This window comes from Acinetobacter sp. ANC 4218 (assembly GCF_002135245.1).
In the GTDB taxonomy this organism is placed as follows: domain Bacteria; phylum Pseudomonadota; class Gammaproteobacteria; order Pseudomonadales; family Moraxellaceae; genus Acinetobacter.
The window spans coordinates 126068-145337 of record NZ_NEGD01000005.1; the positions used below are offsets into that span (position 1 = coordinate 126068).

Sequence of the window (19270 nt, forward strand, 5' to 3'; positions counted from 1 at the left end):
TCAAACAAGTTTAATAAGCATAAGAAGCGATGGCGGTTGCAATCGCTTTGTCTTCATCATTGACTAAGGTCATGCGCATGGTGCAACCTTTCCGACCTAAACGCAAAGTCTCGGCACGTGCAGTAAAAGAATTGCCGCGACCCGGTGCAAGATAATCGACCCGCATATCAACTGTTGCCAAACGGGATACCTTCTTAATGGTCTCGGGCAAATCATCAGACGTTGCTTTCTTGTATAGCTCCCCCATGGCCACAATTCCGCCAATACTGTCTAAAATGGTCGCCGCAACACCGCCATGCAAAATCTGAAATGCCACATTGCCAATCATATACGGCTGCATGTCGATATGGGCTTCAATCTGCCCATCTACCACCCGCATGTTCATGCCATTGTGCTGAAAAAAAGGAGATTTATTAAAAGCCTTGCATAACTGGTTCAGCAATACATCAATATCAACTTTCGAGCCGAAATGTATATGACCGGTCCAACTTTTTTCTGTTTCGTTTACCATTCGCTCGAATTTCCTGATTGAATAAAAATCTGTTAAACATCACCCAAAAACATATTCTAGGGCTACAATAGCCAAAGTTTAATACTGATCATTGAGATTGTTATGACCTATACGTTCAATCGTCCAGCATTTCCCGCTACCCGCATGCGCCGCATCCGTAAAAATGACAAATTACGTGCCATGGTACGTGAAACCCAGCTGACGACCGATCATCTCATTTACCCAGTATTCGTCCTTCCGGGACAGAACCAAACCCAAGACATTCCAAGTATGCCGAATGTACAGCGTCTGTCTGCCGACCTACTGTTAAAAAAATCCGAACGTCTACTGGAATTGGGCGTTTCTAAATTAGCGCTCTTCCCTGTTACTCCACAAGAAGACAAAAGTCTGTCCGCCGAAGCTGCATGGCGTGAAGATGGTCTGGTCCAAAATACCGTTCGCCTGCTAAAAAAAGAATTGCCAGAAATGGTGCTGATCACGGATGGTGCTTTAGACCCGTATACTACGCATGGTCAGGACGGCATCATTGATAACACAGGCTATGTGCTAAATGATGAAACGGTAGAATGTCTGATTAAACAAGCCTTAAGTCATGCTGAAGCCGGTGCAGATGTGGTTGCGCCGAGTGACATGATGGATGGCCGGATTGGTGCAATTCGTCAGGCTTTAGAGGCCAATGGTCATATCTATACCAACATCATGGCTTACTCAGCCAAATACGCTTCCAGCTTCTATGGCCCTTTCCGTGATGCTGTTGGTTCATCCAGCAACTTAAAAGGCGGCAACAAATACAATTACCAGATGGATATTGGCAACCGTGCCGAAGCCCTACATGAAATTGCCCTGGATATTCAGGAAGGTGCAGACATGGTGATTGTCAAACCGGGTATGCCTTATCTGGATATCGTCCGTGAAGTGAAAGATACCTTTGGCGTGCCGACTTTCGTTTATCAGGTCAGCGGTGAATATGCCATGCTGGCGGGTGCCATTCAAAATGGCTGGCTGTCCGACAGCGTGATTATTGAATCACTGATGAGTTGCCGCCGTGCCGGTGCTGATGGCATCTGGACCTACTTTGCCGAAGAAGCGGCTCTTAAACTAAAAGACATGAAATAAGGATTTGTGGTCTAAGCGATGAAAATTGCCATTATTGGAGCAGGCATTAGCGGTCTGCTGTCTGCTCTAGAGCTGGTGGAACAGGGATGTTCCGTGATGATTTTCGATCAGCAGCAGGCAGGAAAAGCTGCCTCCTGGGCGGGTGGTGGGATTCTCTCCCCGATGTATCCGTGGCGCTATCCGCAAGCCGTAAATCAGCTGGCGCAATATGGCAAGTCATTGTATTTAGACTGGAACAAAAAGTTAAAGCCTGTGTCAGGCATTGATTTTGAAATTCATGAAAGCGGTATGCTGATTTTTGATGAAGCTGATTTTGAAAGCGGTCTGAATTATGCCGAGCAGTTTCAGGAACCAATGCAGCAATGTGAATATTTACAACAGGAACAGATTGAACAGCTAAATCCTTTTATTGACGCCAAATTTCAACACGCCATTTATTTCCCCCAGATTGCCAATGTCAGAAACCCGCGCTTACTGCAATCCATGGTGGCCTATTTAAAGCAGCATCCACAAGTCGAATTTATTGAACACTGCCCGATTGAGCAGTTCAATATCGCCAATGGCCAAGTCCAGTCCGTAGCTGCTAAAAATGGCAAAACTTATGATGCGGATCAGTTTGTGATCACCACCGGCGCATGGTCGCAGCGCTGGTCTGAACAACTGGATCTTGAGATTCCAGTTCGTCCGGTTCAGGGACAGATGGTGCTGTTTAAAACCCCGGCAAACTGGTTACCGACCATGTGCATGAATGATGTGATGTATTTAATTCCACGTCTGGACGGTCATGTGGTCTGTGGTTCCAGCATGGCGGATTGCGGTTTTGACACCACCCCAACAGTAGCAACCAAGCAGAAAATTTTAGAAGCCTGTTTCGAGATGGTTCCCGAACTGGCAGCGTTCCCTATCGAAAAACAGTGGGCCGGTTTAAGACCCGGCTCCCCAACGGGTATTCCTTACGTCGGCAAAATACCCGAGATGGAAAATTTGTGGGCCAACTTTGGACATTTCCGTAACGGCTTATGTATGGGGCCTGCCTCTGCACAATTGCTCAGACAGCTGATGCTGGGCCAAACTCCTCTCGTAAACCCGGCAGCTTATAGCCCTGCGCGTCTCAAATCTGAAGCAGAGTTAATGGTTCACTAATATATCTTCTAAAGCGCTGTTCAAGGTCGGATATTTAAACTCAAAACCGGCCTCTTGCAGGGCTATGGACGCGACATATTGACCATTTAATACCAGTTGTGACTGCTCACCCAGCATCCATCGCAACACGAAAGCCGGTAAAAAGAACACAGGTTTACGTTTTAAAACTTGTGCCGCTGTTTTAACAAACTGCGCTTGCGAGACTTTTTCAGGTGACACGAGATTAAATATTTGTGCTTCAGTTTCATTGAGCATTAAAAATTCGATGGCACGCAGCACATCTTGCACATGCACCCAGACTACAGGTTGCCGCCCATGTCCAATCTGTCCCACCAGATTCAGTTTAATGGGGAATAACATACGCGGTAAAATTCCGCCATTTTTCCCAAACACAATGCCAAGACGAATAATCTTGGTTTTTTGCTGCGTAAAACTGAGGGCTGCCTGCTCCCATAACTGGCACAATTCCGACATAAAAATAGACTGTGGTGCAGACAGTTCTGTATATGTTTCTAACCATTGTTCAGTCGGATCTATACCGTAATATCCGACTGCGGAACCGGAAATAATCCGCTTTGGAAAAATCTGTCTTTTTTCCAGGTATCGATAGAGCTGCTGCGTGGTTTCTACCCGGCTCTTCATCAGTTGTTGTTTTCTTTTCGCTGTCCAGCGTCCCTGTCCAATACTTTCACCAGCCAGGTTGATGACATAATCAATGCGGTCGGTTTTTAGTTCATCTAAATGCTGAATCCAGGTCAGATCGGGATGATTTGAGCGTTTATTTTTCTGGCGGGTCAGTCCCACCACGGCATAATCACGAGCCAGCAAATAAGACAACAGATGCGAGCCGATAAAACCACTGCCCCCGGTAATCAAGACACATGCTTTTTGCATTTTAGACGTACTCATGTTTTTCTTATCTATAGATCAAGACGGTATAAAACTCAAGCCTACATCAGGGTCGTTTAGCCAAACATTTTTTGCGCCATGCGCTTCGCCTGTTTACCATAAAACCAATAGGTCAAAAGATAAAGTGGAATGGCAACGAGCAAGACCATGATCAGTACCATACTCATAAATTGTGTATTTTTGAGATATAAAAGAAAATTCTGCCAAACTTCGGGATCATTCTTGGCAAAAAGGACAATGCCGAGCAATAAAAAGGCCAGGTTATAGCCCCAGAAAATCAGGCTAAACCCCAAAGTAATTTTTTTTTGTTCTTGAGCGGTTGGTGCTCGTCGTTGTTGTTTTAAAAACTTATACAGCACTAAAATCATGGCTGTTAAATAAGGCACAATGGTCAGAATTCCGCCCATGCCGGTTGGCAGTAAAGCAGCCAATACACCACAGATACAGGTAAAAATAAAACAGAAGAGAAAAAACCATAAAAAATATCGGGTTAATGACACAATGAGCCTGCATAAGCAACTTTTAGATGATCAGTATAAAAAAAAATGAGTTTTTTTTCATTTTATTGTCAACCAATCTGTAAAGCTCTGCGTTATATAAGGTATGAAGTTCATGAACCGTTAATTTGTACCGGCATCCACAATATTTTCGGTGAACTTTTCTAAAGCAATAAACTTGGTTTCAAGTTTTAGTTAGGAACAGCAGCCCAAGCTAAAACTTGCAACAGATTTTTTGACCGACGATTTCATCATCACTCGAATCGTCGGTCTTTTATTTTCTACATTCTATTTTAATCCTAACGTTAAGTCTGGGAATAGATTTATACACTTCTTGCATAAATCACTCTTTTTATAAAATAACAAATGAGTAAACCATTCAAAATTGATTTACCCATGCCGTGATTTATTTCATTCCAAAGATTAACTTCAAGCCCAGTAAAGTCATGATGCCGCCTGCAGCACGGTCAAAACCTGCTTTAAATTTCAAATAGACACGACGTGGCTTTTCTGCCGACAAGGCCACTGCAACCAGTGAGCACCACCCTGCATCAATAAAAAAGCACAAAATGGGTAACACAAAATAATAATAAGTCGGAATTTCTTTGGGTAAAAGTGCAGTAAAAATACTGGCCAGCACAATTGCAATTTTCGGATTGGAAAGCTGAGTAATCAGGCCTGTAGTAAATGCACGGCGTAAGGACATTTGGGCTTGCGAACTATGCTCAGATTCAATCGGTTCTTTGGCATGTTTAATAATTTTAAAAGCCAACCAGAGTAGATATATGCCACCGCAGATTTTTAAAGCCAGATAGGCAGATGGCACCGCCAATAAAAATGCCTGTAATCCGAGTACGGCCAACAAGCCAAAAATGGCAGCGCCTGTGCCTGTACCTAAAGCGGTAAACACACCATGCTGACGTGAAATCGCAATTGAATTTTTAGCGACATAAATCGAAGTCGGTCCAGGACTCATTGCACCTAACATTAAGGCAAATGCAATTGAGCCCAAAATCCAAAATGATTCCACAAGTCCACCTACTGAAATTAATTCCTCGGCAATTTTACAATTTAAAAGGCTGAATATCTCCCTGAATTTCACCTCTTTTTCAGAATTTCACCGCATCATTCACCAAGAATTAAATCAATCACCTAATAAATCACTAAGTAGGCACATCAAATCCCTCATTTATTAGAAAATGGATGAAATGAACAGAAGTATGGCTGCTGCGTAGCGATAGATATGGAAGAATATAAAATAAAGGTTTATATGGTAAAGATCGTTACAGTTACAATGAAATTAGCTGCATACATATATTTTTATGACAGTACTCAAATAGAAAAAAATCAGCACATCATTTCAGTAATAATTTTTTAGATACATATCAATTCAGACCTGCCAATTGGCAGGTCAAGCTTGATTTAGCGCGAGATTAAATATCGGTTTCCGCTCAGTTTACTCTTGAGCCATTGGCTGGATTTCACGTGCGCCAAGCGGAGCAAGCCGATAATCTTGATCATGCACCGGCACACCGCCAATAATCATGCTACGAACTTCGGTTTTTGGCTTATTATAATCATCTTTCGCATCACATGCTGTCAGCAATAGCAGCACGCAAACAGATAAACCCACGGATAGCGTCTTCATCACATATCCTCTTTTTCATCATTGTTATATCTTTTAGATTAACACTAATGAGTATTTTTCAATCATTATTTTTATCATTTTAATTCAATTATTTAAGATATATTTACAAATAAGGCTTCTATGAATATGAGCAAGAACAAAAATCTTCAATAACTATTGTCAGGTCACTCCTTATATTAAAATATCACTTTGATGATCCTGATGAAAACAGCGTGCCATAGATCCTCCTATTTTACGTACAATACAATCTCATATTTATGGACCATAATGAAATGTTTGACCATATTGCCCAGTCAGTCACTTATCAGCACATTCAGCTGAATGCCCCCGTTACAGTGACTGTGAAGCGTTTGGATCAGATTCATCCTCAAATTTCGGGCAACAAGTTTTTTAAACTGAAATACAATTTTCTGGAAGCAGAGCAGCAAGGCTTTAAAAAAGTCCTGACTTTTGGCGGTGCCTACTCCAATCATATTGCTGCCACCGCTTATGCAGCACATCTGTTTGGCTTTGCCAGTGTAGGCATTATTCGCGGTGAAGAACTCAAAGATAAAGCACTCAATCCTACCCTTGCCACAGCGCAACAATCTGGTATGCAACTGCATTTTGTCTCCCGCCAACAATATCGTGAAAAAACCAGTTCTGATTTTCTTGCACAATTACAACAGAGCTATCCAGAGCATTACATCATTCCCGAAGGTGGAACCAATTCTCTTGCCATTCAGGGCTGCAAGGAAATTTTAACAGCCGGAGACCAACACAATTATGATGTGATCTGCTGTGCCGTTGGAACAGGCGGAACAATTACAGGATTAATTGAAGCCAGTGCTGCTCATCAAACTGTGCTGGGTTTTTCGGCCTTAAAAGGCGATTTTTTAAAGTCGGATGTCGAGCAATGGACAACAAAGAAAAACTGGAAAATCACCGATGCCTATTGCTGTGGCGGTTATGCCAAGACCAGTTCTGAGCTATTACAGTTTATGCAGTGCTTTGAAGCCGAGCACCACATTCCTTTAGAGCAGGTTTATACTGCGAAGATGACGTACGGTCTGATGGATTTAATTGCCCAAAACCATTTTCCGGCAGGCAGCCGTATTCTGGTAATTCATACGGGTGGTCTGCAAGGTCGGCATCCAGATGCAGATCTATCCTGAAATTGAGCGCAAAATTGTCTATAATGCCCTGTTTTTATCTCCCGCGGGTTGCTCATGTCTACAAATCAGTATGATGTCATTGTTTTAGGTGCAGGTGCATCCGGTCTGATGTTGGCATTTATGGCGGCCCAGCGTGGTCGTAAAGTTGTGGTACTGGAAAAAGCCAACAAGGTGGGTAAAAAAATTCTGATGTCCGGTGGTGGTAAATGTAATTTTACCAACCTGTACGTCGAACCTGAAAACTATATTTCACATAATCCGCACTTCGTAATCTCGGCCTTAAGCCGCTATACCAACTGGGACTTTATTGGTCTGGTGTGTGAACACGGGATTGAATATGAAGAGCGCAAACACGGTCAGTTATTTACCTTAAAGGGTGCCAAAGAAATTTTGGCTATGCTGCTGGCTGAATGTGACAAAACCGGTCTGGTCGACATTAAAACCGGTTGTGAAGTCAAAGCAGTGACGGCAGTGAATGAGCAAGGTTTCCAAGTTGCAACTACTTTAGGTTATTTTCAGGCTGAATCTGTGGTTGTGGCAACGGGTGGTTTGTCTGTTCCTACACTTGGCGGCTCGGGTATTGGTTATGAGATTGCCAAACAGTTCGGCCATCATGTGCACCCGACCCGTGCAGGCTTGGTGCCCTTTACTTTTTCCGACCAGTTTAAAGAAGTGACTACCCGTTTAAGCGGTAATGCGGTCGATGCCACCCTATCCAATGATTTAAACAGTTTTACTGAAGCCTTGCTGTTTACCCATCGTGGTTTAAGTGGTCCAAGTTCATTACAGCTTTCTAACTACTGGAATGTCGGTCAAAGCTTTAATATCAATTTTCTGCCTTACCTCGACTTGGTAGAATTTTTTAAAGCTAAAAAATCCAGCCAGCCTAAAGTGCTGCTACGTACCCTGTTGAATGAGCATTTGCCAAAAAGTGTGGTGCTGGAACTGCAAAATCTCATATGGGCAGAACTGGCCGATATAGCAATCGGTAATTTGAGTGACGATAAACTGGAACAGATTGCCAAACATCTACAGCATTTTGAAGTGAAACCGTCTGGAACTGAAGGCTACCGGACTGCGGAAGTGACTTTGGGTGGTGTAGATACCACGGAAGTATCGTCCAAGACCATGGAAAGTAAGAAACAGAAAGGCTTGTACTTTGTCGGTGAAGTTCTGGATGTGTCTGGTCATTTAGGCGGGTTTAATTTTCAATGGGCATGGGCCTCTGCACATGCCGCATCGCAATATGTTTAATCCATTGCAACTAAATTATTCTAAATAGTCCGTACGTAAAATTTCAATATGCTGCTTCTGCTGCATACGCACAATTGCTTGATCCATCTTTGCAACTGCTTGTGTATGTTGGCAGTCTTGTTGAAATGCTTGCCCGACTAAACCTAAAAGTTTCTTAACTAACATCATAATTTCCCCTCAATAATTATTTATACGTCCTAGTATAGAATGATGAATATTTCAAGAATATTAAAACTAAGTCTTTATATTCTTGAAACATTACAATTATATTTAGCATAATACATGCCAACAATCGAGCATTTATTGATTATTTTTTATCTAAATTTTCTCGATATTCTGGGCTTTTCTGTTGATATTCAACTTTAAGTTTGGCAAATATAAATTTATATGCACTCATAAGAAACCCAACTGTTATACCTGCGATTACAATTGGTATAAGAAACTTATTCGGTTCTCTTTTACTCATTTTGCTCTCCTGTTCAGAATTAGGGTCTGTTGACGATCCGTCCCTAATTTTGACAATACATTTTTTTAACGAGTCTCAGGCTTGCAATAGAAAATTCAGTCATTTTACTGACTGCTTCATAACAATAGAGCTGCAAAAAACATCCCCATCCCTTATGCACAAACAAAGCAGCGCTTTGTTTGTGCTCATGTAGTGGATTTTTCTGGTTCTAGCGATTATTTTTTATCATCACTGGAGCCAGGATTATTTGGACCTTTGTCACTCTTAAGATCGACATCAGACTCTTTTTCCCCCGTGGATCCAAAAGGATTATTTACTGGCGGATGCTTGGGATCAACACGAACAGAATCCGGAATACTCTGATCTGAATCCGTTTTTTGTGCCTCTTGTGGTGCAGTGGTTAATGAGGCAGGAGTTGGGTTAGATAAATCAGGAGTGAGCGTTTCTTTTTGATCTGAGATTGGAAATGAACTCACCGTTACAGGTTTGTTAGAAGTAGAGGTTGCTGGTACTCCGCCATCGATTTCCAATTCAGAAGATTTATGTACTGAAGTATCAGAACCTGGTCTTGAATTTTCCTGATGCGGATTAGGCTGCTTCGCCTCTTTTTTGCATTTATCAATCAAGTCGGTCAAGACACGTTGTGCCGGATCTCGCCCACCTAAACCAAAAGCCAATGCGAAGGCAACAGCGACGGCTCCCAAGGTTAAACCGAAGGCCAGATTGACGATGGAATCGGCAATACCCATTGCACGCAACCCCATAGCAATCACCAGTCCCATAATCAATATACGAACAAGATTTGCCAGCCAGCGTGAACTGACATATTCACCTCGTCCAATCACTTGGGCGACCAGATTAGCAAGCCAGAAGCCAATCATCAGAATCACTGCACCGAGCAGGATATTGGCACCGAACTGGATAAACATCGAAATCAGTGCACTGATCTGCTCAAAACCAAGCCGGTTCGCTGCTTCAGATACCGCAAACAACATGGTAAAGAACACAATCAGGTAACCAATAATTGAAGATACTTTGGTCTTGCCTAAAAAGCGTTGTGCATCCATTTTGGCAGGAATTTCATCCACGCCCGTTCCAGAGACAATGTCTACCACCAGTTTAGCCACAAAGCGCGATACCACATAAGCCAGAATAAGAATCAGAGCCGCTGCAATAATATGCGGAATGGCATTCATGATTTCGTACAACATGGCTGTGGCCGGTTGTGAAATTGCCTGAATGCCTAAAGCTTCGAAGGCAATAATTAGGGCGGTAATGATAATAATCGCAAAGACAAATGAGCCCAGTACCTGTGACAGATTAGAATTTTTAAACATCCCGATTTTCTGGGCATGTTGCTGGAGATTCAAACTGCCCACCAGACCTTCAACAATACCGCGTACAATTTTTGCCAGAATATAACCAACAAATACAATCACAGCAGCAATAAAGATATTCGGCAAGAATGAAACAACTTCATTCACCATGTTCTGTACTGGAACAAGCAAGCCGGTTAAGCCTAAAATAGACAGTACAATTGGCAGGAACAATAACAAAATCAGCCAATACACAATCTCGCTAATGTTTTGGCTAATAGGACTGACGCCCACATCAGCACTTAATTTTTCGTCCAGTTCAGTTCTGTCCAACAGTTTTTGTAGCCCCATCTTGACCAGATTTGCTACAATCCAGCCAATAAAACCGACCGCAATAGCCGCCAAAAGTTGAGGAATAAATAACAGGAATTGCTGAATCATATTGCTAAATGGCCCACTCACGCTGGTGAGATTCAGCACATTAAAAGCACCTATAACGGCAATGATCATCACGATCCAAAAGACAATACGCGAAACAATGCTTTCAATATTGGCGCGATGTCCTGTCGCACCCGAAAGTCTTTGATTTGTTCCAAGCTTTTGTAAAACTTTTTTAATTCCTGCCGCAATAATAAGGGCAACAATCCAACCTATGATTAAAATGGCGATGGCAGCGAGAATAGGATGAAACTGATTCCAATAATACATCGCATCAAATTCACCCCCTCTAGGGCCTCCAGAAAAATACTCATTCATATTGTCATGTCCTCTTGTTATTACTTATTGAATTTCTATAGATGAATACTGGGTTATGTTGGCTCAGTTCACCCTAAAATGATGAAGTTAAGAACACATTAGAATTCGATTATTTTTTATTCAATACAAACCAGCATAAATACAACAAAAGCGCACATTAGATTGCAAAAAAGCCCTAATCCTTTCAAATTAGAGCTTTAAATGAATGATTTGAATCCCTACTGATTTTTGTTACTAATGCCTGTCCCCACATTATCGGCAGCCTCACCTATTGCACTTTTTTCACCCGGTTCTGTTACAGTATCGGCATCTGTAGCGACTGCCTCATCTGTTGCCGTTGCAGTACCGGTAGTGGCGGTATTATTTGGTGTGGCAGGTTGGGCACTAGGGTCAGGATGTCCTGGAGGAGCATTTGATGATTGCGGTTTAGTATAGGCAAACATGTAAACCAGTACGGCAATGAAGAATACACCCACAAGAAGGAGGATATACACTGGCAAACGTTTTTTCTGAGATCTTTCTTCTTCACTCGTAACATGAGGCAGTTTATTAAAATCATGTGTCATGTTTTTTCCCCTTTTTTTATCTCATTCCATGTATTTATATTAACCATATTTCCTGATGAATTATGTATAAAAGCATAGTGACATGGTGAAGACTTGTAATTTTCACTTAAAAAACAGCAATTCAGAAAACAGCTGTTTAAATATTTTAAGGCAAGAAGATTGTGTCGATTCAATTTTCAGTCAGGCTATCATTCTTTTCTATAGCTCTTTTAATATTACTGCTGCTGTTGCTTTTATCGCAGTAAAGAGGACTTTTATTCCATTTTTATATCTGGAGCAAGACACTATTATTTTACTTTAAGCCCCAGCAAAATTTAACCATGCAAAAGATAGGGGTTTAAGTTGCGGTTTTTAAAATAAGAAAATTAACCGATTTTTAAACCTGTCTAAGCTTTCATGATGAAACATGCTTTAGGTGCTGAAAGGCTTAAAATGAGCTATAATTATGCACCGTTTTTCATGCTGCTTAACTTTATGGCGTATCGTCAGCAATCTGTAACGCTTGATTTGGACACTGACGTCACTCATCAATGTTGTTTGCATTACACTCGTGATGAACATCTCATTGGAATTATTGAATTTAGTAAACCAAGTTATGTGCTTAAATGGGGTGATCTGGAATATTTCCGCCGTCGTACCGAAGAATTTTCTGTGATGCCGTTTCCTGAATGCATCAATGCCATGGTGATCGACATTCGCAATATTGCCCCGTTCATAGACAATGAAGTACCCATTATTCCTTGGCGCTTACTAGAAGAAGAATGTCCGATCCGTCTGGTGGTTCCCCAAGAACGACTTGAACATTATGCCGGTATATTTGAACCTACCTGGCTGACCAGCGATGTGGAAACTGCAATTCAGGAAATCCGCGAATTTATTGATATGTTTGTCCACTAAACTACTTCAATCAAAAACCTCCTGTACGGAGGTTTTTTTATGCCTAAAGAAAGTCCCCCTTAGAAAAAGGGGGATTTAGGGGGATTCAATTTTCACGAGATAAATTATTCATTTTAATCCCTCCCTTGCGAAGCAGTGATTCTCACCTTTTCCAAAGGAAAGATCATTAGAGGCTTTACCAATAATTCTCGACCGCAATATTACCTTCACCACGGCGGTTCATTTTCAAGCCACGTACTTTTAATGCTTCTTTGGTATCTTCCACCATTTGTGGGTTACCGCAAAGCATCACATGACTGGTGTCTACATTGAATTGTAGCCCTACCGCTTTTTCCAGTTCACCATTTTCAATCAATACCGGTAAACGGTCATGCAACGTTGCATCGGGATTCCGGGTAATAATCGGGATAAATTTAAAGCCCGTATGACCTTCGCCAAAGGTTTCAGCTATTTCCTGAATACGCTCGACATAAGCCAGTTCGGCTTCCGTACGCACACTATAAACCAGATTGATCTTTTGATATTTCGACCAGGTTTCAAAGTCTTGTAGCATGGAAATAAACGGTGCCAAACCTGTGCCAGTCGCGAGTAGCCACAAGTCATGCGGTAATGGGAGCTGATAACGCGCCAAGGTTAAAAAACCATAAGGAATTTTTTCCAGGTACAGCTCATCACCGATCTGTAAATGTTGCAGGTTAGATGTAAATGCACCATCTGGCACCACAATTGAAAAGAACTCCAGGGTTTCATCAAAGGGAGATGACACCACGGAATAAGCCCGAACCACCAGTTCATCGCCCACTTTTAGGCCAATACGTGCAAACTGCCCTGCAGTAAATTTAAAATGTGCAGGTCGTGTCATGGTAAAACTGAATAAGGTATTGGTCCAGCGATGTACAGATAAAACTTTTTCTAAGCTAAATTTTTCAATTGACATGATTTCAACGTGGCATGAAAGACTGTGCTCATGGTAGCATGACCACATAATTTATTAATATTTTTTAAATGTTAAGGCTCTATTCATGCGCATGACCTTACGCCAGTTGGCTGTTTTTGTAGCAGTTGCACAAGAAGGCACAGTAACCAAAGCCAGCGATGCTGTCAAACTCACGCAAAGTGCTGCAAGTATGGCTTTAGCAGATTTGGAAGATGGCTTGGGTGCACCTCTATTCGACCGTCTTGGCAAGCGTCTGCAACTCAATGATTTAGGTCGTTTTCTACTTCCTCAAGCACTAGAAATTTTAGGTCGCTGCGAAGCTTTTGAACAGGCGGCTAAAGGTGAATTACAAAGTATTGACCTGCGCCTGGGGGCAACCTTAACCATTAGCGATTACCTGATGCCAGACCTGATGGCAGACTTTTTGCAAATTCAGCCGCAAGCACATTTGCAGTTGCAAGTAGGTAACACCCGTCAGATGATTGAAGCAGTCAACCAGTTCCAGCTGGATTTAGCCTTGATTGAAGGGTCCTGTCATTTGCCACAGCTGCAGTGTATACACTGGCGCGATGATGAACTGGCGGTATGCTGTTCACCAGAGCATCCATTGGCAAAACTAGACCGCGCAATTACCGCTAAAGATTTTGACTATGTCGAATGGATTTTACGTGAAGAAGGTTCAGGGACCCGTGAGGTGTTTGACAATGCCATTTTAAAAGACCTGCCAGATGCCAATATCCGCCTCACTTTAGGCCATAATGAAGCGATTTTAAAAATTGTGGCGGGAGGTATTGGGATGTCCTGTATTTCTAAACTCGCCATTGAACCTTTACGTGAAAAAGGTCAGCTGGTCATTTTAGAAACCCCTTTCTGGCAACTGACTCGTCCTTTATTCATGTTGGTGCATCGTCAGAAATATCAGGGACCCGGCCTTAAAGCCTTTATGAAATTCTGTGAAGAATAAAAAACGATTTAAAAAAAGCGCCATTTAGGCGCTTTTTTTATTACCAGCGTGAATCATTTTCACAAGGTATACCGTCACCATCACCATCCATCTTATGATGTGGACAGTTTTGTACATACCACACAGCTTCTGCTCTTGAATTCATTTGACTGCAATGTTGCCGTTCATCACATTTAAATTGTGCTGTTGCTAATCTCACCCCATTTTGCTGATCAATACTGGCATTAATTTTTTCCGAGCGCGGTTTAGTGGTATTGTAAGTTTCACCTGCCAGATTACGCTGCCCCTGCTCCGACAAAACTGCTTCCGGTAAATCCCCCAGTGCTTCTCGCTGTTCTGACACAATGCGCTGTTGCTCTATAATCAACTGTTGCGCTTTCAGCTGCTCTGCCGTGCGATAATCCTGATATTGACCATAACCGATCACAGCAAGCAGTGCCAGAATGATCAAGGCAATAGCGGACAAGATTCGGCCTTTATATGAAGCCTTATTATAACGTGGTGAAGCAGTTTTCTTTTTTGCACCTGCTGGCTTGGCAGCTATACTCTCCGCTGAGACAGACTGTAGGTCCAGTCGTACAATACGGTCGGCTTTAAACTTACCATCATCTTCCACAATAATAAATTTTAACTTCTCCCCGACTTTAGGTTCGATAGTGCTATTGGGCACATCTTTAATGTGAAAGAAAATATCTTTCACTTCGCCTTCCTCTACTGCAATAAATCCAAAACCACGCTCTGCGTTATAAGTTTTGACTTTCCCCTGAACAAACATAAAACACTCTTTTTCATTTATATTTTTTCTTATTATAATAAAAAAGAGGCTAAAAAGCCTCTTTTCCAATGATTGTCAAAAGCAACCCTGAACATCATCATACTGCAATCAAAAGCAGAAGCCTCAACCTCGAAAATTCGACAACAAGGCGGATGTAATCGATTTATTATGCTCAGATACTTTCGATTTTTTTGCTTTTGCTGAGTGATCTGCAACACGTTCTATACGAATGGCCTTGTACTTATCACCATTCTTAACAGCCGCAAATTTTACCCGTTCATTACGTTTCGGTTCGCCTTCTGCCGCAGGGAAATCTGAAATATGAAAGAAAATATCCCCTTCAGCCGAACCAATAAAACCAAAGCCTTTTTCAGGGTCATACTTTTTGATTTTACCCTGATGTAATTCATCTTTCATGCTGCTGCCCTATACTAAAAAATGCCATGTTTACAGTATATAAAAAAAGAGGCTTGAAGCCTCTTTTAATTTGTCTTCCAGGATCAGTCTTTTTGTACTGAACCGAAAATTTTATCGCCTGCATCGCCAAGACCCGGAACGATATAACCATTTTCGTTGAGACCGTCATCAATAGCTGCTGTGAAAATAGTCACATCCGGATGTTCTTCTTCTACTTTTTTAATACCTTCGGGTGCAGCCACTAAAACCATGACACGAATATCTTTACAACCACTTGCCTTCAATACATCAATGGCTGCGACCAATGAAGAACCGGTTGCCAACATCGGGTCGATAATCATCGCCAAACGGTTCTGTACATCGGGAACCAGTTTTTTATAGTAAGTACGTGCTTGCAAAGTTTCTTCATCACGCTCAAGACCCAGTACAGATACTTTTGCGCTTGGAATCAGGTTCAGGAAACCATCTAACATGCCAATACCGGCACGTAGAATTGGCACAACGGTAATTTTTTTACCCGCAATACGGTCTACAGTAACTTTGCCATTCCAGCCGTCAATTTCATGCTCACACATCGGCAAGTCTTTGGTTGCTTCATAAGTCAGAAGCATGGTCACTTCTTGTGCTAATTCGCGGAAGTTTTTTGTACTGATGTCTGCACGACGTAGCAAACCAAGTTTATGTCGGATAAGCGGATGACGGATTTCATGAATAGCCACGGGAGAGTACCTAAAAAAATAAGATAAAATTTCAGCTATTATAAATGTTTTTTATATCTCTTATAAACTAAAAAGCCTCCTAAGAAAGGAGGCTTTTTAGAAAAAACTTATAGTTTTTTTAGATTACTGCTGAGAAAGCATGAAATGCAATGGAGATAAAATCTCCGCTTGAAGCGCCAATTTGATGATTGGGTCAGGATAAACACCAATGATCAATACAGCCAATGCCGCAGCAAGCACCATAATACCACCCACTTTCTGACCCCAATGTTTGTCAGCATCAATACGTGGCGTATCTGGCGGAGTCATGTACATCACCACCATCACACGAAGGTAATAGTACAGACCAATACCTGAACCTACTACAATCATGGCAGCAAGGAACCAGTGCTGGGTTGTTACCGCAGCCATCACCACCAGGAACTTACCAATGAAGCCTGCAGTCAATGGAATACCGGCAAGAGACAACATCATGACAGTCAAGGTCGCAGTCAATACTGGACGGCGCCAGAACAAGCCACGGTAATCTGCCAGGCTTTGTGCTTCATCTGCATTGTTATACGGACTAGACATCAACGCGACAACACCAAATGCACCAATCGTCGTCAATACATAAGTGATTACGTATACAGATACGTTACCCAGGCTTGCATAAGTCATGCTGATTAAACCAATCAGCAAATAACCAAAGTGCGCAATTGAAGAGTAACCCAGAATACGTTTCAGGTTGACTTGACGTACTGCAAGGAAGTTACCCACCAGAATAGAAAGCACCGCAATAATCGTGATGATCGTTACGATTGAATCTACCAGGATTGCACCCGAAGCAAGTAAATAACGTACAAACAAACCAATGGTTGCTACCTTAGCCACAGTCGCAAGGAATGTTGCGATTGGCGCTGGAGCACCTGCATACACGTCAGGCGTCCATTTATGGAATGGCGCAAGAGACAATTTAAATGCCACAGCAAACACGATTAAGCCTAGACCTAAAATCACCATTGGCTGTTTGATCGCTTGCATCAAGGCCTGAACATTGTCATAGAAAGACAATGAACCGGTATAAGCATAGATATATGCCATGCCCATCAACAACATTGCAGAAGCAGTTGCTGAAAGAACAAGGTATTTAATACCCGCTTCTAGCGATTGTGAACGTTGGTGTGTATAAGCCAAAAGACCGTATACAGGAATCGACATCAACTCAAGGCTAATGAAGAAAGATGCATAATGAGAACTAGCCACCATCAGCATTGCGCCCGCTACCGAGCACAGCATCAGGATATACAGTTCTTCACGGTTATCTTGATAGCTTTCAATATAAGCATGTGACAAGGTACAGCAAGCCAGTGCAGCAATCAGGATGACCAATTGGTAAAGCAAGGTAAATGGGTCAAGCATAAACATGCCCATCACGTTCGCTGGTGCAAAAGCACCACCGAAGATTGCAATCAGGACATAGGCTGCAGCAAGGTTCAAGCCGACTACAGAGGCTGTTGCAATTAAATTATGGTTACGTTTAATTGCAATGAGAAGCATCACTACGATCGCAGTTAAAGCCACGATCATCACAGGAGCTAATGGCATAAGCTCGGAAAATGACATTGTGAAGTTCATGGCTTATTGGATCTCCACATTTTGTTGAGATACGACCTGTTGAGTCGCATCGACAACTTCTTGAACTGGGATATAGCTGTTTGCTAACCACGCCATGCTTGAATTTGAAATATCAAGGAAGCTTTGTGGATAGATACCGAGCCATAGTAGACCAAAAGCACACACTAACAAAATAACAATCTCACGCGCATTCAAGTCTTTCAATGGGTTTGTATAATTTTGTTTTTGCTCTTCATTTGGCGTACCAAACAATGCTTTGTGAATCAGGATCAAACCATAAAGACCTGCCAATACCAAGCTGGTCGCTGCCACAATGGTAAAGGTTGGGAATTTATTGAATGAACCCATCAAAATCAGGAATTCACCAATAAAGTTACCTAAACCTGGAATACCGACAAGCGCAGCAATAAAGAACATCAGGAAGAAAGCTAGGTACGGGAATTGACCGCGCATACCACCCATTAAACGTAAGTCGCGCGTATGAACACGCTCGTACACTTGACCACACATAATGAACAAGGCAGCAGATGACAGGCCATGTGCCAGCATCATGATCATTAAGCCTTGGAAAGTCAGTATATTACCTGCGTAAAGTGCAAGTAATACAAAGCCCATGTGTGAAATTGAAGTATACGCCAACAAACGTTTCATATCGGTTTGCTGGAAAGCACACCAGGCACCGTAGAATACGCCGACTAAACCGAAGATGATCGCGATATCTGCAAACTGTGCAGAAGCCGCCGGGAAGAATGGCATAACAAAACGAAGCAAACCGTATGCAGCAGTCTTAATCAAGATACCTGCCAAGTCGACAGAACCGGCTGTCGGTGCTTGAGCATGGGCATCTGGTAACCAGCCATGCAATGGGAACACTGGAAGTTTTACAGCGAAACCAATGAACATACAGATCATCAAGGCATAAGCCACTGATGGCAACTGTGCATCAAGCGTATTCGCCACACCTAACAGGTAGTTGTAATCGAAGCCGATCATGCCAGTCATCATGTATCCGTAAACCACAAGGCCTAGAATACCGATCAGCATGATCAAACCTGCTACCTGCGTATAGATGAAGAACTTGGTCGCAGCATAAACACGTGACTTACCGTCTGCTCCCTTATGACCCCATAAGGCAATCAGAAAGTAGATCGGTACCAGCATCATCTCCCAGAAGAAGAAGAACAGGAACAGGTCAATCGCCAGGAATACACCGATTACCCCACCCAAAGACCATAAAAGGTTTAAGTGGAAGAAACCCACGTTCTTTTGAATCTCACCCCATGAACAGCCCACTGCAAGTACACCCAGTAATGCAGTCAAGCCGACCATAAGCAGTGAAAGACCATCCACCGCAAGGTGAATGTTAATGCCAAGGGTTGAAATCCAAGGCAGCATGAATTCGGCAGACCAAGTTGGAACTTTGGCGCCGAGTTCATAGTGATAAGTACCAGAATTCCAAAGCGCAACGGTTAAGCCCAAAGTAATGAGCATACCGAATAACGCAATGTAACGCGGTAGTTTGTCGTCGAGCTTGTCGACGATCCAGCATACAAAACCTGCAATGAACGGTACGAGGATCAGCGCGGGTAAAATCCAGTTGTTTGTGAT

21 protein-coding genes are annotated in these 19270 nt (G+C 42.4%); 6 read left to right on the forward strand and 15 right to left on the reverse strand.

Going from position 1 to position 19270, the window contains the following annotated elements; translation table 11 throughout:
- Nucleotides 1–10: 10 nt before the first annotated feature.
- Nucleotides 11–511, reverse strand: coding sequence for a thioesterase family protein (locus tag B9T38_RS06540; RefSeq protein ID WP_086196013.1), 501 nt, complete (start codon nt 509–511; stop codon nt 11–13).
- Between the two features lie 102 nt (nt 512–613).
- Between B9T38_RS06540 and hemB the strand changes: the two genes are divergently transcribed.
- Nucleotides 614–1627 (forward strand): porphobilinogen synthase, encoded by a 1014-nt coding sequence (hemB, locus tag B9T38_RS06545; RefSeq protein ID WP_086196014.1) that lies wholly within the window; start codon nt 614–616, stop codon nt 1625–1627.
- Between the two features lie 18 nt (nt 1628–1645).
- Nucleotides 1646–2770, forward strand: coding sequence for a glycine oxidase ThiO (gene thiO / locus B9T38_RS06550; RefSeq protein ID WP_086196015.1), 1125 nt, complete (start codon nt 1646–1648; stop codon nt 2768–2770).
- Here thiO and B9T38_RS06555 read toward each other — a convergent pair.
- From B9T38_RS06555 to B9T38_RS06570, 4 genes are all read right to left on the reverse strand, one after another.
- The gene (locus B9T38_RS06555; protein WP_086196016.1) at nt 2756–3664 is read right to left on the reverse strand and encodes a TIGR01777 family oxidoreductase; all 909 of its coding nucleotides are present in this window, start codon (nt 3662–3664) and stop codon (nt 2756–2758) included. The two genes, thiO and B9T38_RS06555, sit on opposite strands and share 15 nt — an antisense overlap.
- A 71-nt stretch (nt 3665–3735) precedes the next feature.
- Nucleotides 3736–4182, reverse strand: coding sequence for an ABZJ_00895 family protein (locus tag B9T38_RS06560; protein ID WP_086196017.1), 447 nt, complete (start codon nt 4180–4182; stop codon nt 3736–3738).
- Between the two features lie 400 nt (nt 4183–4582).
- On the reverse strand, nt 4583–5206 hold the full coding sequence (locus tag B9T38_RS06565; protein ID WP_086196018.1) for a LysE family translocator: 624 nt from the start codon (nt 5204–5206) through the stop codon (nt 4583–4585).
- Nucleotides 5207–5632: 426 nt separating this feature from the next.
- Nucleotides 5633–5824: an NF038215 family lipoprotein gene (locus B9T38_RS06570; RefSeq protein WP_086196019.1), complete on the reverse strand. Its 192-nt coding sequence runs from the start codon at nt 5822–5824 to the stop codon at nt 5633–5635.
- 272 nt (nt 5825–6096) lie between these two features.
- Here B9T38_RS06570 and B9T38_RS06575 point away from each other — a divergent pair, with 272 nt between their 5' ends.
- Together B9T38_RS06575 and B9T38_RS06580 are read left to right on the forward strand one after the other, a co-directional pair.
- Complete coding sequence (locus tag B9T38_RS06575; protein ID WP_086196020.1) at nt 6097–6978, forward strand: 1-aminocyclopropane-1-carboxylate deaminase/D-cysteine desulfhydrase; 882 nt, start codon at nt 6097–6099, stop codon at nt 6976–6978.
- 54 nt (nt 6979–7032) lie between these two features.
- Nucleotides 7033–8232: a BaiN/RdsA family NAD(P)/FAD-dependent oxidoreductase gene (locus B9T38_RS06580; protein ID WP_086196021.1), complete on the forward strand. Its 1200-nt coding sequence runs from the start codon at nt 7033–7035 to the stop codon at nt 8230–8232.
- A 15-nt stretch (nt 8233–8247) separates the two neighbouring features.
- Here the strand turns inward: B9T38_RS06580 and B9T38_RS16740 are convergent, their stop codons facing one another.
- From B9T38_RS16740 to B9T38_RS06590, 4 genes are all read right to left on the reverse strand, one after another.
- On the reverse strand, nt 8248–8400 hold the full coding sequence (locus B9T38_RS16740) for a hypothetical protein (RefSeq protein WP_166167744.1): 153 nt from the start codon (nt 8398–8400) through the stop codon (nt 8248–8250).
- A 139-nt stretch (nt 8401–8539) separates the two neighbouring features.
- A complete protein-coding gene (locus tag B9T38_RS16745) occupies nt 8540–8698 on the reverse strand; it encodes a hypothetical protein (RefSeq protein WP_166167747.1) in 159 nt (52 codons plus the stop codon).
- 215 nt (nt 8699–8913) lie between these two features.
- The gene (locus B9T38_RS06585) at nt 8914–10770 is read right to left on the reverse strand and encodes a mechanosensitive ion channel (RefSeq protein WP_086196022.1); all 1857 of its coding nucleotides are present in this window, start codon (nt 10768–10770) and stop codon (nt 8914–8916) included.
- 218 nt (nt 10771–10988) lie between these two features.
- The gene (locus tag B9T38_RS06590) at nt 10989–11336 is read right to left on the reverse strand and encodes a hypothetical protein (RefSeq protein WP_251992213.1); all 348 of its coding nucleotides are present in this window, start codon (nt 11334–11336) and stop codon (nt 10989–10991) included.
- Nucleotides 11337–11810: 474 nt separating this feature from the next.
- On the opposite strand from B9T38_RS06590, the gene B9T38_RS06595 reads away from it, so the two are divergent.
- The gene (locus B9T38_RS06595) at nt 11811–12233 is read left to right on the forward strand and encodes a hypothetical protein (RefSeq protein WP_086196104.1); all 423 of its coding nucleotides are present in this window, start codon (nt 11811–11813) and stop codon (nt 12231–12233) included.
- A 175-nt stretch (nt 12234–12408) separates the two neighbouring features.
- Here B9T38_RS06595 and B9T38_RS06600 read toward each other — a convergent pair whose 3' ends face one another.
- Nucleotides 12409–13170: a ferredoxin--NADP reductase gene (locus tag B9T38_RS06600; protein ID WP_086196023.1), complete on the reverse strand. Its 762-nt coding sequence runs from the start codon at nt 13168–13170 to the stop codon at nt 12409–12411.
- A gap of 85 nt (nt 13171–13255) precedes the next feature.
- Here B9T38_RS06600 and gigC point away from each other — a divergent pair, with 85 nt between their 5' ends.
- A complete protein-coding gene (gene gigC / locus B9T38_RS06605; protein WP_086196024.1) occupies nt 13256–14134 on the forward strand; it encodes a LysR family transcriptional regulator GigC in 879 nt (292 codons plus the stop codon).
- A gap of 40 nt (nt 14135–14174) precedes the next feature.
- On the opposite strand, the gene B9T38_RS06610 is transcribed toward gigC, so the two are convergent.
- The 5 genes from B9T38_RS06610 to nuoM all read right to left on the reverse strand — a co-directional run bounded on the left by B9T38_RS06610 (nt 14175) and on the right by nuoM (nt 19270).
- A complete protein-coding gene (locus B9T38_RS06610; RefSeq protein ID WP_086196025.1) occupies nt 14175–14909 on the reverse strand; it encodes a cold shock domain-containing protein in 735 nt (244 codons plus the stop codon).
- Between the two features lie 123 nt (nt 14910–15032).
- A complete protein-coding gene (locus B9T38_RS06615; protein WP_086196026.1) occupies nt 15033–15326 on the reverse strand; it encodes a cold shock domain-containing protein in 294 nt (97 codons plus the stop codon).
- 83 nt (nt 15327–15409) lie between these two features.
- A complete protein-coding gene (upp, locus tag B9T38_RS06620) occupies nt 15410–16045 on the reverse strand; it encodes a uracil phosphoribosyltransferase (RefSeq protein ID WP_086196027.1) in 636 nt (211 codons plus the stop codon).
- A 123-nt stretch (nt 16046–16168) separates the two neighbouring features.
- Nucleotides 16169–17662: an NADH-quinone oxidoreductase subunit NuoN gene (nuoN, locus tag B9T38_RS06625; protein WP_086196028.1), complete on the reverse strand. Its 1494-nt coding sequence runs from the start codon at nt 17660–17662 to the stop codon at nt 16169–16171.
- Nucleotides 17663–17665: 3 nt separating this feature from the next.
- Nucleotides 17666–19270 (reverse strand): NADH-quinone oxidoreductase subunit M, encoded by a 1605-nt coding sequence (gene nuoM, locus B9T38_RS06630; RefSeq protein ID WP_171263194.1) that lies wholly within the window; start codon nt 19268–19270, stop codon nt 17666–17668.

Excerpts from the sequence above, each read along its gene's own strand:
- hemB (WP_086196014.1), top strand. The coding sequence starts at position 614 with ATGACCTATACGTTCAATCGTCCAGCATTTCCCGCTACCCGCATGCGC.
- B9T38_RS06585 (WP_086196022.1), bottom strand. The coding sequence starts at position 10,770 with ATGAATGAGTATTTTTCTGGAGGCCCTAGAGGGGGTGAATTTGATGCG.
- B9T38_RS06575 (WP_086196020.1), top strand. The coding sequence starts at position 6,097 with ATGTTTGACCATATTGCCCAGTCAGTCACTTATCAGCACATTCAGCTG.
- B9T38_RS06590 (WP_251992213.1), bottom strand. The coding sequence starts at position 11,336 with ATGACACATGATTTTAATAAACTGCCTCATGTTACGAGTGAAGAAGAA.
- B9T38_RS06580 (WP_086196021.1), top strand. The coding sequence starts at position 7,033 with ATGTCTACAAATCAGTATGATGTCATTGTTTTAGGTGCAGGTGCATCC.
- B9T38_RS06595 (WP_086196104.1), top strand. The coding sequence starts at position 11,811 with ATGGCGTATCGTCAGCAATCTGTAACGCTTGATTTGGACACTGACGTC.
- B9T38_RS06610 (WP_086196025.1), bottom strand. The coding sequence starts at position 14,909 with ATGTTTGTTCAGGGGAAAGTCAAAACTTATAACGCAGAGCGTGGTTTT.
- B9T38_RS06570 (WP_086196019.1), bottom strand. The coding sequence starts at position 5,824 with ATGAAGACGCTATCCGTGGGTTTATCTGTTTGCGTGCTGCTATTGCTG.
- thiO (WP_086196015.1), top strand. The coding sequence starts at position 1,646 with ATGAAAATTGCCATTATTGGAGCAGGCATTAGCGGTCTGCTGTCTGCT.
- nuoN (WP_086196028.1), bottom strand. The coding sequence starts at position 17,662 with ATGAACTTCACAATGTCATTTTCCGAGCTTATGCCATTAGCTCCTGTG.
- B9T38_RS06615 (WP_086196026.1), bottom strand. The coding sequence starts at position 15,326 with ATGAAAGATGAATTACATCAGGGTAAAATCAAAAAGTATGACCCTGAA.
- B9T38_RS16740 (WP_166167744.1), bottom strand. The coding sequence starts at position 8,400 with ATGATGTTAGTTAAGAAACTTTTAGGTTTAGTCGGGCAAGCATTTCAA.
- B9T38_RS06540 (WP_086196013.1), bottom strand. The coding sequence starts at position 511 with ATGGTAAACGAAACAGAAAAAAGTTGGACCGGTCATATACATTTCGGC.
- B9T38_RS16745 (WP_166167747.1), bottom strand. The coding sequence starts at position 8,698 with ATGAGTAAAAGAGAACCGAATAAGTTTCTTATACCAATTGTAATCGCA.
- gigC (WP_086196024.1), top strand. The coding sequence starts at position 13,256 with ATGCGCATGACCTTACGCCAGTTGGCTGTTTTTGTAGCAGTTGCACAA.
- B9T38_RS06600 (WP_086196023.1), bottom strand. The coding sequence starts at position 13,170 with ATGTCAATTGAAAAATTTAGCTTAGAAAAAGTTTTATCTGTACATCGC.
- B9T38_RS06555 (WP_086196016.1), bottom strand. The coding sequence starts at position 3,664 with ATGCAAAAAGCATGTGTCTTGATTACCGGGGGCAGTGGTTTTATCGGC.